Below are 16,747 nucleotides of genomic sequence, written 5' to 3' on the forward strand. Positions count from 1 at the left end.
CCGTCTGACTGTCTCTACGGTTCATCTTCTTTAAATTCATAAATCGTAATCTCATTTCCTGTTGCAGCCCTGATCTTCTGGTTCTCTAAATTGATTTTCTCTCCATCATATATGAGCTGCAGTGTTTCCTCTTTCTCCTTGATCGTCACTGCAGTTTTCGGGGTCTCTGCGGCATCATGCTTCTGTTTATAGAAAGAGGAAAGCATGGATTCTGTATTTTTCCGGATTTCCTGAGAGCGTGTCAATAGTTTACCTGACTGTGTAACTACCTTTGTAAATGTTCCGATCAAAAGCACGAGAACAACAAAACCAACGATCAGTTCTACAAAGGTGGAGCCCTTCCTGTTATTCACAAAAACAGCTCCATGGCCCTGTTTTATGCTAAGCTTACTCTGAATCCTCATCTTCCAGACTCCCCCTCTCTTCCCCGGGATTGGTCATAAACCATCCCCAGATTTCATTTCCGTCTTCCGGCTTACTATCCGTGCTGTATGCCAGCTCATAGGTCCTTGTGATCGTACTGGACTGCTTTCCGATCCTGCATTTTACAGTGACGACCAGAGGTGTTCCGTTTTTCTTTTTCTCACTGTCTGTCTCCATCACCTTTTCACTGGTGCTGCCCCAATACATTTCCACCGTAATATCACCGGCCAGCTTGCGGAAAGACTCATCCGCAATCGCATCGGTATCCAGCTTCAATTCACGGACAGCCGCCCTTTTACTGTGGCTGTGGCTGCCCTCCTCTTCCTCATCATAATAGGGCCATTCACTGCTCCACATGTTTCGTATGATAAAATCAACCAGCTCCGGGGCTTCTTTTGATCCCGGCTTTTTGTTTTTCGAGTCATAAGAATATATTGGGATTCTCTTAGCAACCGTATTTCCGTCAAAGGTAATATACCAGCTATTTCCGTCATTTTCCAGTTCATCCCGGATTTCCCCGCTCAGTGAGACTGCCAATAGCTGGCACTGTTCCTGATTCTTATAGCCCAGCGAGGATTTATACATCGAAAATGACAAAAGCAGCAGGGAGAGGCACAAAACCACGATCACAGCCATAACACACAGCACATATACCAGTGCGGAGCCCCGGTTGTTCCAGCTTATACTGCCGTTTGGGCTGTTCTTTATTTTCTTGCGTTTCCGGCTTTTCTTTTTATCCAACTTTTCTTGTACCTCCTTCCCGTCCTTTTTCATCCATCCCGGTCTGCTATAACGGATGAACCAGAATTTAGGTTCTTCCTATTACATGTTACTGATCCTCTAACGTTTACTGACCGTCTGAATGCTTTGGCTCTTCCCCGGAAGTCCCATTTTGTGTACTATTATCCTGCACATTCCCTGTCTGTGTATGGTTCTCCTGTGAAGGCTCTTTCTGCGGAGCATTTTCCTGTGCATCATTTTTTGAAGCATCCTCATTCTGTGCATTTCCCGGTGTCTCCGTATCCTGTACACCGTTATCCTTCCTATGGCCTTCTTCTGCGCTCGCACCGTCTTCTTTTTGACTCTCCTCCGCCATTGAACGTTCCTCTGCTGTCTTGATCTGGATTCCTGACAATTCCTGCCACCTGGTACAGCCGCCTCCGGCCCAGTCGATCACCCTGACTTTCAGATCAGTGACCTGATCCAGATCCTGTACTTCAAATTCTGCATTTCCTGCCGGTGCATATCTAAACTGCACACTTCCATCCACACCTGTGAACTGGAACAGGATGCCATAAGCTGTACTTCCCTGTGTTTCTGTAACCGTACAGGTCTTTCTATCCGCATCCAGTACTGCGTTAAATACCGCCTGATATCCATATAACTTATTCTCATAAACAATATCCAACAGTCCATCCTCAAGGTTTACGAGACAGTCATTCTGTTGTATATCGCTTTGGTTCACGACATTTCTGCCATCCTGATACCACCAGTTTGTCTGGTAATTCTCTCCTGCCGCCTGGAATGTAATCTGCTGTGTATCCTGGTTGAGCGCAAAATTCTTTGTGTTATTCTCGATCCCAATCACATCCGGGAGCGTCATGGCAAATGTATTTCCAGACCACTTTAGTTTACTTTGGGTTTCTAAGAACTCTGTCCCCGCTTCGTTTGCGGTTTTCAGCAGATAAGGAAGCCCAAATACCGTATCTTCCCGGATATCTCCCAGATAATATGCGTTCTGCTCTTCACTGCAGGAAGGATAGTAAGTCCCCTCTTTTTCGACCATAAGGTCACTTACATGTTGATACTTCTTCTCCTTTTTGGTTCCTGCAAGCGGATAAGCCGATGCCAGATCGGTTCTGGTATCATTATAAAATACATGGTAATATATCTCACCATCTGCCTTTGTCACCCGTTCCAGATAAATCTGGGCTCCCTGGCTGTACCCGGCTATGACGATCACATACTGATCTCTGTCATCCCGTGTATTCATATAGACCTGAGGCTGTTTTACATTGGCATCCGTATAGGTCGTCTCATCATACAGAGAGATGGCATCTCCTGCTGACTTCCACCCGCCGGCTATCCTCTTATCCTCAACTCTCCTGAACTCCGGCAGAAGTGTCCCGTTTCCATATTCCTTTAAAAACAGAACAGACTCTATGATACCGCCCTTTGTTTTCGCATACGTGCTTCCATATTCTGCCAAATCCGTGATCCTGTAAATGTAATGGCTCTTTGAATCTCCTGCAAGCGGCACCTCTAAGGAGTGTCCCTCTCTTGCAGACAGCGCCCCTGTTCCATAGGAAAGGCTGTCATCAGCAGGAACATTCTCTTCCTTTCCACGATACCAGGAAGCCGTCTTAGAATCTTCATACCGCTCAATACTGCCTGTAAGTCCCACTGCCTTAACGTATTTTGTCTTGGCATATTCGGAAACTGCCGTCCCATTCACGGCCTCTGCATCTGCGAGTACAAGAACCAGTTGTGTATTTCCCTGCCCGTCAGCCTGGCATTTCAGATAGGATGTTGTGGTCATGGAACCAGAACCTGTCTGTATCTCCAGCCGGTACGGCAGATCCAGACTGCCTCCCATTGGAAGCTCGCCCACGTATCCTGCATTCTGAACGTCCATACGCTCTGCCGCTTCAGTGTCAGGACTCTCGGTCCCTAAGCTCTCCATCTCATCTTTGTCTGTGGATAAGAGGTAAATGCTGTAACCATTCACACTCCTCTTCGCATAAATCCAGTCCAGATCTATGCGCGTATCATAATCTGACATCCCATCCACCTTTTGTGAATGGTGTGCCGTCTCAAACAGGAAATCCTGTGCATAATCTTCCACACTTCCTGTCAGCGTTGTCTGTTTTACGACAGTCCCGCCTGCTCCCTGGATATCTTCTTCCAAATGCCCGCCGCCTGAATAGATGACCTCTGTCTGTGACTCACTCAACTTTGGTGTCTCACTTTGCGCACGCGGTATTCTGAACTGGACATAACTTACCTTGTGTCTGTCCTCATAAGTCCAAAGAGAACTGATCTCATTATCTGCGGTTGCCCGAAATGCCAGTACACAGTACATTCCCGCAAGGTCTGAAAGCCTGAGTGTCTGTGTCTCACCGTTTCCATCCACTACTTTTATTCCCGTACCAGGCAGGTGATAGCTGCCCTTCTTTAAGGAGCCTTCCATTAAAACATTCGCATCCTTCAAGCGGTATTTCGGCCTCGCTGTTCCAGCGGTTTCTCCGGCCTGGTTTTCTCCCTGAGCTGTATCGAATGGATACTCCTCATAGAAAGCCATGTTCAGTTCATACTTCCCGCTTGACAAACGGCTGTGATCCCATATATTGATATGCAGGCCGTTCGTATCCTCAAGGACATTCATCTGATCTAAGGTCATACATTCCTGTAAATGATATGTTTCCTGCATTTCCAGCTTATCACCTGCTGCACCCGCCGTTCCTTCTAAAAGCTTTTCCATATCCGGTGTATCAAGCCTCTTCGGAAGAGTCATCTCACTGCCGACTCCTGACGGACCGTCTTTATAAACACTGGAATCCTGGGACGCTAATGCCCTGACGGAAATCTTAAGCTTTGTATTGCCTGTAAATTCGCTTAAATCCACCGCACGTACTATTTTTGCCGAGGATGCCGTCTCCACCTCATTCAGATTGAAGAATGTCCAGATTTCTTTACGTGCAGCCGTATAACTCCCATCACTGTTTTTGGTGATCTCGACCGTCTTTTCTACCCTGTCCGCTTCCCGATAGATTTCCGAATCTGCATGTTCGATTGTTCTGCGATAGGTCACCGCATCCAAACCTTCCCCTTGGGAAACAGTATATCCTTCTGCTTCCAGATCTTCTTTGAGCGCCTGGATCCCTGCTGCATCATATTGGCTGCATACAGTATCCTCCTGGCTTCGTTCTGCTGTTACCGCATATCCGGCCAGATAGTCCGGTATCTGATCCTGCTCTGTATGGGCGATCCCGGTCCACTCCACGTCATAGTACAGATGATCCTTATCCTTTTGATACAGACTTACCTTTGGCCTGGATATCCGCTCCAATGCAATCTTCACATCAAATATCTTTTCTGTATAGAATGGCAGCTTCTTAGATACGGCTGATGCATCGTCCTCCGGTGAACCGACACGGATCACACGAAGAGCCATATTTTTATAATTCCAGTTACCGTTTGTATCCTCAAATGTATACTCATTCGTCTTTACACGATCCTGAGACGCCAGCAGAGTCCGTCCGCCGGATGTCATTCCATATAGCTGCAGATCATACACCGCGCCGCTCTGAACCAGATCTTCATCCCAAGTAAACGTATACTGCGCGCCATCCCCTTTTGGCTGTACCGTACAGCTGTCTTCCTCTATGACAGGATTTTGCTGGATCGGTATCTGCTTCGCTGCGTTTTCTTTCTGGCTGACAGAGGTTTTCTGACCATCTGCATCCTCATTTACATGAAGCATATTCTGTTTGAACTGTTTACCAAACTGACTGCTGTACTGCATAAAGATGCTGTATACGACCGTATAAGTCCCGTCTTTTTCTAAACGGACCGAGTAGCCTGGACGCAGCTCTTTTATTCCCTGGTCATTTTCCTTGAAAATGGATTCCCCGTTTCTGTCTGCATCTGTGACTGCTGTTAGTTCGTCCGCTGAAACGCCTCCCTTCACTACATGCCCGTACTGACAGATAGACCACTGGTTCTTCCAAGGATAGGTCCGCACACTGTAATCAGTATAGTCCTCCAAAAGTTCCGTTGGCAGTCCTGATAATTCACTGATGACCGTATTGGCCCCGATGCTTGTTACATGGGACTGTCCGCTTGAAACTGCAACATCCACCTTGGTGCCGTCTTCTAGTGTCAGATAATCTAGAACTACCAGCTCAGAGTCGATATACAGATCGACTGCTTTATTTGTACCGTTTGCATTAGGTGTCTCTCCAATCTGATAACTTAAATTATCCGGCGTGTTCCCATAGAATCCTTTCCAGGTATCGTAGTATAAATCGTTTCCCTGTAAGTTGGAAATCCCATAAAATGCCGACTGATACATCGTTAGTGCAGATTCTGAGGCAGCCCCCTCCAATGCAGAAGCCTTTGCAGCATAATTGATATTATTCAAGTGACTCGCCGGAAGTTCTTTTTCTGCCTTGCTGGTATAGGTACCATCTACTCCTACCTGGATCGTAAACCTCAAATTATTTTTCGCCGCCACTTTGTTTGTAATATCAGTGGATGCATACACCAGGATCTCAGTCCCTTCCTGAAAGTCTCCGGGATTTTCAAGGACTGGTTTCCAGCCAAATACTTTACTGGTTTCCAGATAAACCAGTTCCAGGTGCACCTTCGGAGCAGCCTGTGGTGCGAGTAGCTGCATAGACTGTTCTGCCCATTTCGATACATTTTTAGCGGTAAACTGTCCATCCTGATCCCGGTCTGCTGCCGCCGGGTCCTTATACTGCCCTTCTTCATCCCTGAATTTTTCCTGGCTGTCATAGTAATTCATATATGCCGTGCCATTGACTGCTCTAATATAAAAATCCATCCGGCTTTGATACCAATTCTGGTCAGGACTCAGTACATACTCAATATAACCGGTATTGTTCTGGACAGTCGTCACAACATTTGGAATGTAAACCGGACTGCTTAAGTTTCCTATATCCGTTTGATCCTGTGACTGGTAACACATCTGATATCCATAGGCGCCAGGAATCTCCTTGATCTTTAAGGTCACCTTTCCACCTGCGCTGCTTACCGTAAACTCTGGTGTCTGATTATCTAACGGCAGATTATAAGCATCCAGATAATACTGCTCTACTAATGTGTGATCCCAGCTGGCATTCGGCTGGTCTAAATCAGAATAAACAATGTTTCCAAGCCTTCTTCCTGACTCCTTTGCTGTCCTGGACGGGATCTGAACCATATTCAAGACATTCTTCCCCTCATTGCCGGCTGACTTTAACGTGTAGTATATGTCATCGGCAGCAACCGTCTTTTTAGCCGCATACATGGAGGAACCCGATTTCTCAGGGTCATCTGACGGAGCATTGATATCATCGTCTATGCTGCCGCCATTCTGTATCTCTTGAAGCCTCTCGTTTGCTTCTTCTAATATTTCCAATGCTTTCTGATAGTCCTTCTTCGCATTCTCATATGCCAGATCAGCGTCCCGCCAATCCGGGGAGCTTTCTGCATCTGCAAAGTTTAAAACATGATTCTCAGGATCTGCAGGATCATATGCTAAATCTGCGGCTCCCCTGGTCGTACTGGCAATAAATTTGTTGACTGTCCCAGCCGTGCTGTAGCCAATCTTTGTTCCACTTTCTATCACCTGACTGATATTTCCTTTGTAAGATGCGATACCTCCTACATAAAAGTGGATTTCTTTCACTTTTTCATTGGATGGCAGTTCAAATCTGGCATAGGAATCTGCCTTTCCTGCCTCTGTGCTTTTATCCAGGCCATATGTGAAAAATTGTGTTGCATCATCTTCATTCTCCACAGATGTGACGCTGCATGCAATATTACCAAGATTTTTATAGGCCTTTATAAGCTTATTATCATTAAAACTGGTGGTAATATAATTCTCCGGCTTTTCATCTGTCACCTTCAGATACTTAATAGTACCGTCCGAAGTCGTATATGACACCTTATAAATGTAAGCCCTGGCGTAAACACCTGTGGGATTCATGTTTTGATTTGATCCCCAGTAAATACCGAATGACTTTATCTCCGGATAATTTAGTATTTTCACGCCTTCACTCTGATTTGTATCGAGCATTGTTTTCGCAAAAGTGAAACTTAAATTGAGAGGATTACCCTCTTTTATCTCCTTGTTTCCACTTTTATTACTCAATTGGTATCCAATATTATTTTGTAAATTTCCTTCAAATACGCTTTCAAACCCGCCTTGATATCCGTCAGCAGCATGTTTCATAACACTATGGTCATAGAAGTTCTCCTCTGCCGAGCTGTCATAATATATATACTCCCCATAACCAGCGTCATTCACCTGATTCAGCTTTTCCTTAGCTTCTTCCACCGCTTTTTCAGCTATTGAAACTTTTTTCTCTGCTGCCTCTACCCCCTGCCTGGCTTCCTCTTCTGTGATCCCGGCATTGATTTCCTTCGTATAGTAATAGGAATTCACGATCATACTGGCATCGTTTAGTTTCTGAACCAAGCCTTTTCCTGAAAAATCAAAACAGTCCTGCATCTTGATCAGATTACTCTTTGAATACTCAATACCATAAAAGGTACCTTTTGTACCGCTGCCATAGTTCCGGCATCGGTTCAGAGTCACACTTGTATTACTGTCAGCATTCAGGATTATTCCGGCTCCATTATTTGCAGAGATATCGCCTGCATTGATACAATCATTTAATACCACCAGGTTAGAAGAATTGCACATATCTGGTTTTCCAACAATACCTCCGGCATCTGTGCCTGTCACCTTTCCAAGATTCGTGCACCCTGTCACCATAATAGAAGTATCATCCGTCAGATCGTATAGAGATGCGACCATACCTCCTGCAATCAGGCTGTTACCGCTTCCTACATTTCCGGTATTAGACGAGGATTTTAATGTTCCTCCATTGTACTTCCATCTGCCCACAAATCCGCCTGTATTAGAAGGCCCGCTTATGTTTCCTGCATTCTTACTGTTCTCTATCGTAAAATCATTACTTTCCTGATTCTCCAGACGTCCTATGATCCCTCCGACAGCCGTACTGTCCTTGATTCCACTCAGGTTCGCTACGTCAGCATAGTTTTCCACATATTTCATGCTTTGTCCGGAACCGGACCAGCCGCAGATTCCTCCGGTACCAGAATCATTAATATAATAATAATGCTCCACAGACCAATTATCACCTGTTGAAAGTTTCTGGGTATCAGACAGTCCGGTCACAACGGCGCCGGCTTCATTGCGGCCCACGATCCCTCCGACTATACCGCCATTACCGCTGATCGTAACATGATCTATAGAACCATTTCCCTGATTATCGCAGTCCTGAATTTTTCCGAAGTTCCATCCGGCAATTCCGCCCAGATAAGCAGTGTATACTTTATTTTCATTTTGGGTATCTCTAACCCCTGATTGGATGATCGTATTGCCTTCTCCTTTGTCAAGACCTATATAGCACCGTTCAATCGACCCGTCTGTCAGGTTCTTTCCTGTGATCCCGCCGAGATTCGCTATATTACTTCCATTTCCTCCGGCAGTTACACTTCCGTCAAAGGAGCAGTTCTGGATCAGTCCTGCATTCGTCCCGGCGATCCCGCCATATCCCTGATCGGTATTTCCCAGAAGCGAAAGCTTTCCGATCTGTGTATCAAGCACTCTACAGCCTTTGATCACGCTGGATGTACCGCTTTGCTTTCCAGCTACTCCGCCGAGACTGCAGGAAGATATGGAGGACGCTGTGACTAGGTTTACATTCTTTATCTCTGTGTATGGAGTATCTGGGGACTCCCCTGAGATCACTCCGTTTTCAGTATTTTCTCCGGCGATTCCTCCAGCGCTGCTGCCATCAGCATACGCCTGGATCGTAGAATCCTTAATTATTTCACCTTCCAGCCGGATATTTCCTTTATTTATTCCGGCAATCCCGCCAACAAGGCTTTCCTTTGTACTCTTGGATGTATTATGGACAGCCACCTTCTTTATACTGCATTTTATGATGTCCCCGCTGTTCTCACCACTGATCCCTCCGGCCAAATCCCGTCCCCTGACACTCACTGTGACACTGCCTGCCACTTCACATTCTTGGATTTCCCCGGTATTAAAAGCACTGATTCCACCAACATTTCCGGCTGCTGCCAGAACATTCCCACGGTTAGTGCAGTCCACTATTCTTCCGCTGTTCTCTGATACTATCCCTCCGGCATTTCCTGCCGTTGCCGTGACACTGCCCTGATTCTCACAATTGCCAATTGATCCCTTCTGGCTATTGCCGTTGTATGCACCAACAATTCCTCCTGCATTCCCGGCACTTGCCGTAACATTACACTGATTGATAAAGTAATTAAGCTCACTGCTGCTCTGACCGACGATACCTCCGACATTCATGGAGCCACTTACTGAACCACTGATTATAACTTTATTATAATTCGTTTTATCTGACCATGTCCATAGGCTGCTTTCGTTATTCCCTACCAGGCCGCCTATATTGGTATTACCAGACACTTTCACAATATCTATGGGCTCTAAAGCGCCTCTTACATATACCAAAATAGAACCTCTATAATCTCCAAACTCACCGTTATATCCCGCAATTGCCCCTGCATTATTCCCTGACGCAGAGATATTCGCAGATTTTAAACCTATGTTTTCTATCCAGCCAAAGTTTTCCGCCGTAATTCCTCCGACGTCGTTCCTTCCTGTAACTGTGCTTCCCTCAATCCGGCAGTCCATGATATTCCCCAGATTCACACCGCAGATACCCCCGACTTTATCCTTCACATTGTTCCCCACACTGGATGCCTGGCAGTTCTTGATAGTACCCTGATTGATTTCACACAGCCCGCCTGTATAGGTCGCATTCTCGGACACACTGACATCTCCCACATCCCGGTTTCTGCAATTATCTAAGGTCGTATTTCTGCCGACCTTCCCTATGACCCCACCGGCATATGCGTAGGCAAAGGAAGAAGCATCCGCTCTGCCCGCCTGCTCCTTTACCACATTCTCAGAGATGGTGCCTCCTGTTGTAACAGGAGTCAGGTTTTCTACATCCTTGATCAAAAGATAGTTGGAATCCTTACTATAACCAATCACACCTCCGGCAAATACATCCTCAGCCGCCAGGCTGCCCAGCCTGCTTGCTGTCATACCTGATTCCCGGCCTATGATAGACATCTGTAAGTCGGAAGAGTTTGCAGCTCCAATACTGTCGGAAACTGCTTCTGCAAAATTATCTGTAACAGATTCCGTCTGCTCTGCTTCTGCAAGCAAAGCTTCCTGATAAGCTTTTATCCTGGCCTTGTGGTCTCCACCGGATCTCAGTACGGTATTCAGCCCGATAAAACCTCCGGCATATGCTTTCGCATGGATACTGCCCAGGAAGTTGTCTACCTCAAACACGGTATTGATCTTTGTATTGGTGCACACCAGATTACCGCCGATGATTCCGCCGACAAAATACTTCCCGGTTACTTCATTCGGTTTTGAGACCAGATTTCTAGCCTCACCTTCATTATGATTTCCAGTCTGTGTATCCTTTGTATACTGCAGCAGGCAGGAAGAAGCATTCAGCCCTGCATAACCGCCCACAAAGTTCCCGGATGCCTTAATATAACCTCCGGTAAGCTCATAGTCCTCAACCAGCGCATCCACATCATTGTAACCGACGATTCCCCCCACATAATGACGCCCGGAAGTATAAGAGACCGTCGATAAAGTCTCACCGCTGTCTCCCAGCGCCGAACCCTTCTCGTCTCTTGGCGTATTGCCGATGATTCCGTTATTGTATCCTGCAATTCCTCCCGCGTAGTCTCTTCCCAGATCTTCGACGGCGTTGAGGATTTCCTGGTCCGAATAAGCCCCCACATCACTGCTGCACCCGTAGATACGCCCGGTATTATATCCGGTAATGCCACCTGCATAATTTTCTGTGGCTGCTACCACGCCCTGATTCACCCAGCTGCTGATTGTGACCTCTAAGTCACGGTTCTTTTCCGGTCTTACCGCATAAATCGTATCTGCCACATCTTTGAATAGAGCGCCCTCTTCATTGTCTGCCACATAATGTCCCCCCCGGACAACAGGAGCCGCATTGCATCCGACGATGCCGCCTACATAGGTATTACCAATGACATTTGCCTCATTTACGCACCCATTTCCATCAATTCTGCCCGTTAAGCCAGAACTGATCCCGACGATGCCGCCTACATATTTGTCACCAAAAACATAGCCCTGACGGCTGCTGCTCTCATTTTCTGTGGAACAGTCTGTGATGGTGCAGCCCTGATTATAGCCTGCGATCCCACCTACATAAGTCCCCTTTAACTGCCTGGTGCCATCCTTTACTCCCTGAATGATTTCCAAGGCTTCCCTGGAATCGTACTGCGGGGAACTGATACAACCCTCTATAGAGAACAGTTCCTTATCCTGCTGCTGTTTCTGATTCTGTGCATATCCTATGATCCCTCCGATAAACATCGGATTTTCGCTGTCCTCATCAGCATATACAGCCCCATAATTCTGGCAGTCCTCTATGCTGATCTTTTGATTCCCCTTTCCTGTCATCCAGCCAGTGATACCGCCTACGAATTTTGCCCCGGTTACATCCGCACGGTTCAATAGCTTTTGGAATGTGACGTCACGGGAGGCATTTTCACTTTCATGTACACCAAAGATACCGCCTATGCACTCGCCCCATTCATCAGAATCGTCATCGTCTTTCTTCTTACCTGATTTTTTATCTTCTGTATCCTCTTTCTCCTGATATGGTTTTCCTGAAACACTGCTGTCAGCATAAGCATCATCCACCATAAGATTTTCCAATGTCCCGGAGTTGACCCCACAGAATGCACCTACACGATTGACCCCTGTCACTTTGATACCGTCCAGTGTAACTCCTCGTATCTCCCCTTCATTCTCCAGAAATAGCCCCGTAGCTTCTAAGTCATCCGCTTCTATATCTGCATTCTCATTTGCCTCATATGTAATCTCCAGCCCTTTGATTCTGTGGCTATCCTGTTTGAGCTTCCAATCCTTTAAAGAATATTTTTCCGTCTCAAACACAGAGTTTTTTCTCAACTGAAGAATCGATAAAAACTGTGTATCCTTTTCCTCGACCTCACCGCTGTCAAAATAGAATTTATCCTGGATCAGCTTCTTCCAGTCAATATCCTGCGTCAGACTCCAGGTCATTTTCTGTGGGATAGTATAGGCATATTCGTCCAGACTTCCTTCATTTCCCTGGAATAAATTCTTTTCCTTCTCTATATCTTCAATATACCGCATATTATAAAGATGGCGCGCATTGGCAATCTCATAGCTGTATGTAGTTTTGCCTTTCTCCCCGGCTGACGTGCTTTTGTCTCCATAATACACATCAGATTCATTACTTTTTTTCAGGGCCGTCGGCTTATATCCCGTACCGCTGGCCTTTATCTTGAAGTAGATCCTTTCCGCACTTAAGCCAAACCTATGGAAACTATAGCTTTCATTGAGGATTTCATCCGCGCTGTCCATATTGGGATACTTTGACCTGGTATAGCTGCTTGTTCCAATTCCCCTTCCATCATATGCTTCAATATAATTCTGCGATGTCGCACTTAAATCTGCCGCATCTAATACAAGATGAACCACGCCGTTTGACTCCACATAGAGATAGAATTTGTATTTTCCAAGCTCCGTGGATGTCTGATTCCCTTTCTTATCATACCAATACCGTTTTACGGTCCCCAGCACTTGTTTCTTACTATTATAAGAATCCGGCCACTTGTATTTTCCACCGTCTGTCGTATCCTTTGCATTCAAGATAATACTCAGACCGATGTGATTCGATGCTTCATTATACACATCCACCTGATAGTTAAGCTGGTTCCAGGCAGACTTCACCTTACTCAGCTTAAAGGAAAGATTCAGTGTCTCCTCATTATTCAACTGTACATCCGTGAGCACCGGCTTCTCTGCCTTCGGGGTGGTCGCTTTTGCCATCGTATCCACGCCGTAATATCCAAGCATCACCTTTTTCCGCCTGGAGCGGGTGCGGTCACAGATATTGATCGTTTTATCCTCCTTTGGAGTCCCGTAAGTAAAATCATCCTGCTTCTCACTGTACAGTGCCGCAAACACCTGCCCGTCTGATGCTGAAAATTCCACACATACCACGCCGTCACTCAGGATGGAGGTGTCATAAAGATAGGTCTCCAGCATCTCATAGAGGGCCGTTGTCAGTGCTTCCTCTTCCTTGGTCATCCCCTCAAAATCACCAGTTTGATATGCCTGATAATCCTTCGGTGTTCCAATCAGGGAATAGATGGTCCCCTGGTATTTTGCCTGCTCCAGTTCACTCTTTCCCTGGGATTCATACCAGACCTGGTCCAGATCATAGGGCTTGCCGTCGTTTCCTAAGATCTTCTTGTCTTTCAGCTCCTGATCGATGTTTTTTGCTCCGTTTTCCTCCAAAAGATCTTCCAGCTCTTCCAGAGTTCCAGAATAGCTGTATTCTGTCAGACGGTTCTGGACAGCAGAAAAAATCGTCTGCGCATATTCATTCTGTTTCCTGAACTGTGCGTTCCGATACCAAGATACCAGACTGAGTATGATGCCGCCTGAAAGTATCAGTATGATAATTGTGACTACAACAAGCTCAACTGTCGTAAACCCTTTCTTATGATTTCCTGCTTTCCATTTTTTCTGCATCTGTCCACTTCCCATTGTGAATCAAAGCGGCTGTTCCTGGACCGCTTCTTTGCTTTATGCTCCCTTAACCTTTTCCCTTACTATTACCAATACTGTTCCAGATCTCTTTTGTCATTCGTATACTGCATGGCGGTCTGTCTGGTGATCCTTCCCTGGGATACCAGGCGGACCAGATCCATATTCAGCGTATGCATCCCGCTTGCATTTCCTGACTGCATGACACTGCTCATCTGATGGGTCTTGCTCTCCCTGATCAGATTACCCACCGCATCCGTGCCAAGTAAAAGCTCCGTTCCTGCGATGCGTCCCTGCCCATCTGCCGTCGGCATCAGGCACTGGGTCACCACGCTTTTCAAAACTCCTGCCAGCTGTGTCCTGATCTGATTCTGGCTGCCCGACGGGCAGGCATCGATCACACGGTCAATGGTCTGGGCTGCCCCTGTCGTATGCAGGGTGGACAGGACAAGATGTCCGGTCTCTGCTGCTGTCAAAGCAGCGGATATGGTCTCATAATCACGCATCTCGCCGACCAGGATGATATCCGGATCTTCACGCAGTGCACTGCGCAGTGCAGAGGCAAAGCTTATGACATCCTTCCCCGTTTCTCTCTGGTGGATCAATGCCAGCTTACTGTCATATTTATACTCCACCGGATCCTCGATCGTAATGATATGAACCGGTTTCTTCTGATTTACATGCTCGATCAGTGCCGCCAGGGTAGTGGATTTACCACTTCCCGTAGGGCCTGTCACAAGGATCAGGCCTCGCGGCTCCTCTGCCAGCTCGTATAATTTCAGAGGCATATGCAGTTCTTCCAGCGTAGGGATATGGCTGTTCAGAAGACGGATTGTCGCTGCTGCCTCTCCCTGCTGGCAGAAGACATTCACTCTCTGCCGGTTTCCGTCTGAGGTCTGCAGTGCAAAATCAATATCATATCCCTGCCCCAGCTCTTCCTTCTGCTTTTCATTCAGCATCCCGTACAGCATCTGATCCGTCTCCTCTTTTGACGGCTGTACAGGTGCCTGGGTCAGATTCCCGTGAATACGGAACAAGAGAGGCATCCCGGATGACATATGGATATCCGATACGTTCAACTCTCTTGCGATTAATATGATTCTGTCCAACTCCTGCATAATTCCTGCCTCCTGCTTTCTTCTATCCGATTCTTTCACTCTGTTCTTGCCCTTATCTTTAACATTTACCGTTTTACACACCCGTTATACACAAGTCTTATGCGTAATATGCGACCTTGTGCAGTTCTTCTATTGTGCTGATCCCCTCGAGTACCATCTGGGTGCCATACTCCTTTAGAGTCCGCATATCCTGGTTCTCCACCGCATAGTCCTGGATCTCTTCTGATGTAGCGCCCGCCGAGATCAGTCTGCGGATATCCTTATCGATCAGCAGGATCTCATGGATCGCGATCCTCCCCTTGTATCCCGTATAATTACAGAGAGGACATCCCTTCGGATGTTTGATCTTCACAGACCTCTTTACTCCAAGCATCTCCTGTTCTTCCTCTGTTGCATTTCGCTCCTCGGCACAATCCGGGCACACCTTTCTCATCAGACGCTGGGCAATGATCCCCACCAGGGAGTTCGCGACCATATAGGGCTTTAGTCCCATATCCTCCAGACGCACGATAGAGGAGGCCGCATCATTGGTATGCAGCGTGGAAAACACAAGATGTCCGGTGATAGCCGCCCTTACGGAAATAGACGCCGTCTCCACATCCCGGGTCTCACCGACCATGATGACATCCGGGTCCTGTCTTAACAGAGCCCTCAGACCTGATTCAAAGGTCAGTCCCGCCTGGTTGTTCACCTGGGTCTGCGTTACCTTCGGCAGGTTCTTCTCCACAGGATCCTCAATGGTAGAAATATTGACCGACTTTTTAGCAATATCCTGGAGAATCATATACAGCGTCGTTGTCTTACCGGATCCTGTCGGTCCTGTAAAATAAATGATCCCGTTCGGGGAACGCAGCATTCTCTGGATCCTGTCATAATCCGGTCCCTGCATTCCGTAAGTATCCGAATAATCGATCGGGGCATTGCTGGCCAAAAGCCTTAGGACGGCTTTTTCTCCAAATACCGTCGGCAGTACAGATACACGGATATTGATATATTTTCCCTCCACTTTGATCCTGAAATGACCGTCCTGGGGAATCCTGCGCTCTGCAATGTCCATCCCGCCCAATATCTTGATCCGGGCGATCAGGGATGCGTGAAGGTTCTTCTGAAGTGTCACATACTCCATGATCGCGCCGTCAATACGCATACGCACCATTGTCTTATCCTCAAATGGTTCGATATGGATATCGGAGGCGTTCGTACTATAAGCACGATTGATCAGTCTGTTTAAAAGGTTGATGATCGGTGTGTCGTCATCATCGTCCTCCGTAATCTCCAGCTCTTCCAGAGAAGCATCCTCGCTGAAGCTTTCGTTGGCGACCCTCGCCGCCTTCATGGCACCGACTTCTGAATAGTAATAATGGATCGCCCTAAGCAGTTCGTCCCTCTCTGCAAGAGAGATATCAAGCTGCATGCCTGTGATCTGACGGACGTCCTCGATCCCATAGAAATTCAGCGGGTCATTCACGATCAGACTCAGCAGACCGTCCTTTTCACTGACCGCCAGCATCTCATATTTCTCTGCAAGCTGCCTTGGTATCTTCTCAACAACGTTGGGATTCACGTCCAGATTGGAGATCTCCACGACCTGCATTCCCAGGCGTTTGCCGAGCGCCTCCAGCATCTGCACCTCTGTGATGCATCCCAGTGCGATCAATGCTCCCCCGATACGAACTCCCTTGTGGTCCTTTTGGTATGCGATGGCCGTCTGGATCTGTTCATCTGTTACATATTTATATTCTTTTAATATATCCCCGATTCTCAGGTTTCTAAAACTCGCTGTTTCCATAAAAAC

Annotated in this window: 5 protein-coding genes; all 5 read right to left on the reverse strand. The window is 46.9% G+C overall.

Annotated elements, in window-relative coordinates:
• Nucleotides 1-14: 14 nt before the first annotated feature.
• Nucleotides 15-404: a hypothetical protein gene (locus tag AC4OGX_RS09595; protein WP_493330110.1), complete on the reverse strand. Its 390-nt coding sequence runs from the start codon at nucleotides 402-404 to the stop codon at nucleotides 15-17.
• Nucleotides 388-1,164, reverse strand: coding sequence for a hypothetical protein (locus tag AC4OGX_RS09600; protein ID WP_493330111.1), 777 nt, complete (start codon nucleotides 1,162-1,164; stop codon nucleotides 388-390). The genes AC4OGX_RS09595 and AC4OGX_RS09600 overlap by 17 nt, the downstream gene beginning before the upstream one ends.
• A gap of 106 nt (nucleotides 1,165-1,270) precedes the next feature.
• The gene (locus AC4OGX_RS09605) at nucleotides 1,271-13,819 is read right to left on the reverse strand and encodes a GLUG motif-containing protein (protein WP_493330113.1); all 12,549 of its coding nucleotides are present in this window, start codon (nucleotides 13,817-13,819) and stop codon (nucleotides 1,271-1,273) included.
• Between the two features lie 83 nt (nucleotides 13,820-13,902).
• Nucleotides 13,903-15,033: a type IV pilus twitching motility protein PilT gene (locus AC4OGX_RS09610; RefSeq protein ID WP_493330114.1), complete on the reverse strand. Its 1,131-nt coding sequence runs from the start codon at nucleotides 15,031-15,033 to the stop codon at nucleotides 13,903-13,905.
• 16 nt (nucleotides 15,034-15,049) lie between these two features.
• A complete protein-coding gene (locus AC4OGX_RS09615; protein ID WP_493330116.1) occupies nucleotides 15,050-16,741 on the reverse strand; it encodes a GspE/PulE family protein in 1,692 nt (563 codons plus the stop codon).
• Nucleotides 16,742-16,747 lie beyond the last annotated feature (6 nt).

This window comes from Faecalicatena sp., assembly GCF_058819085.1.

Excerpts from the sequence above, each read along its gene's own strand:
- AC4OGX_RS09595 (WP_493330110.1), bottom strand. The coding sequence starts at position 404 with ATGAGGATTCAGAGTAAGCTTAGCATAAAACAGGGCCATGGAGCTGTT.
- AC4OGX_RS09605 (WP_493330113.1), bottom strand. The coding sequence starts at position 13,819 with ATGCAGAAAAAATGGAAAGCAGGAAATCATAAGAAAGGGTTTACGACA.
- AC4OGX_RS09615 (WP_493330116.1), bottom strand. The coding sequence starts at position 16,741 with ATGGAAACAGCGAGTTTTAGAAACCTGAGAATCGGGGATATATTAAAA.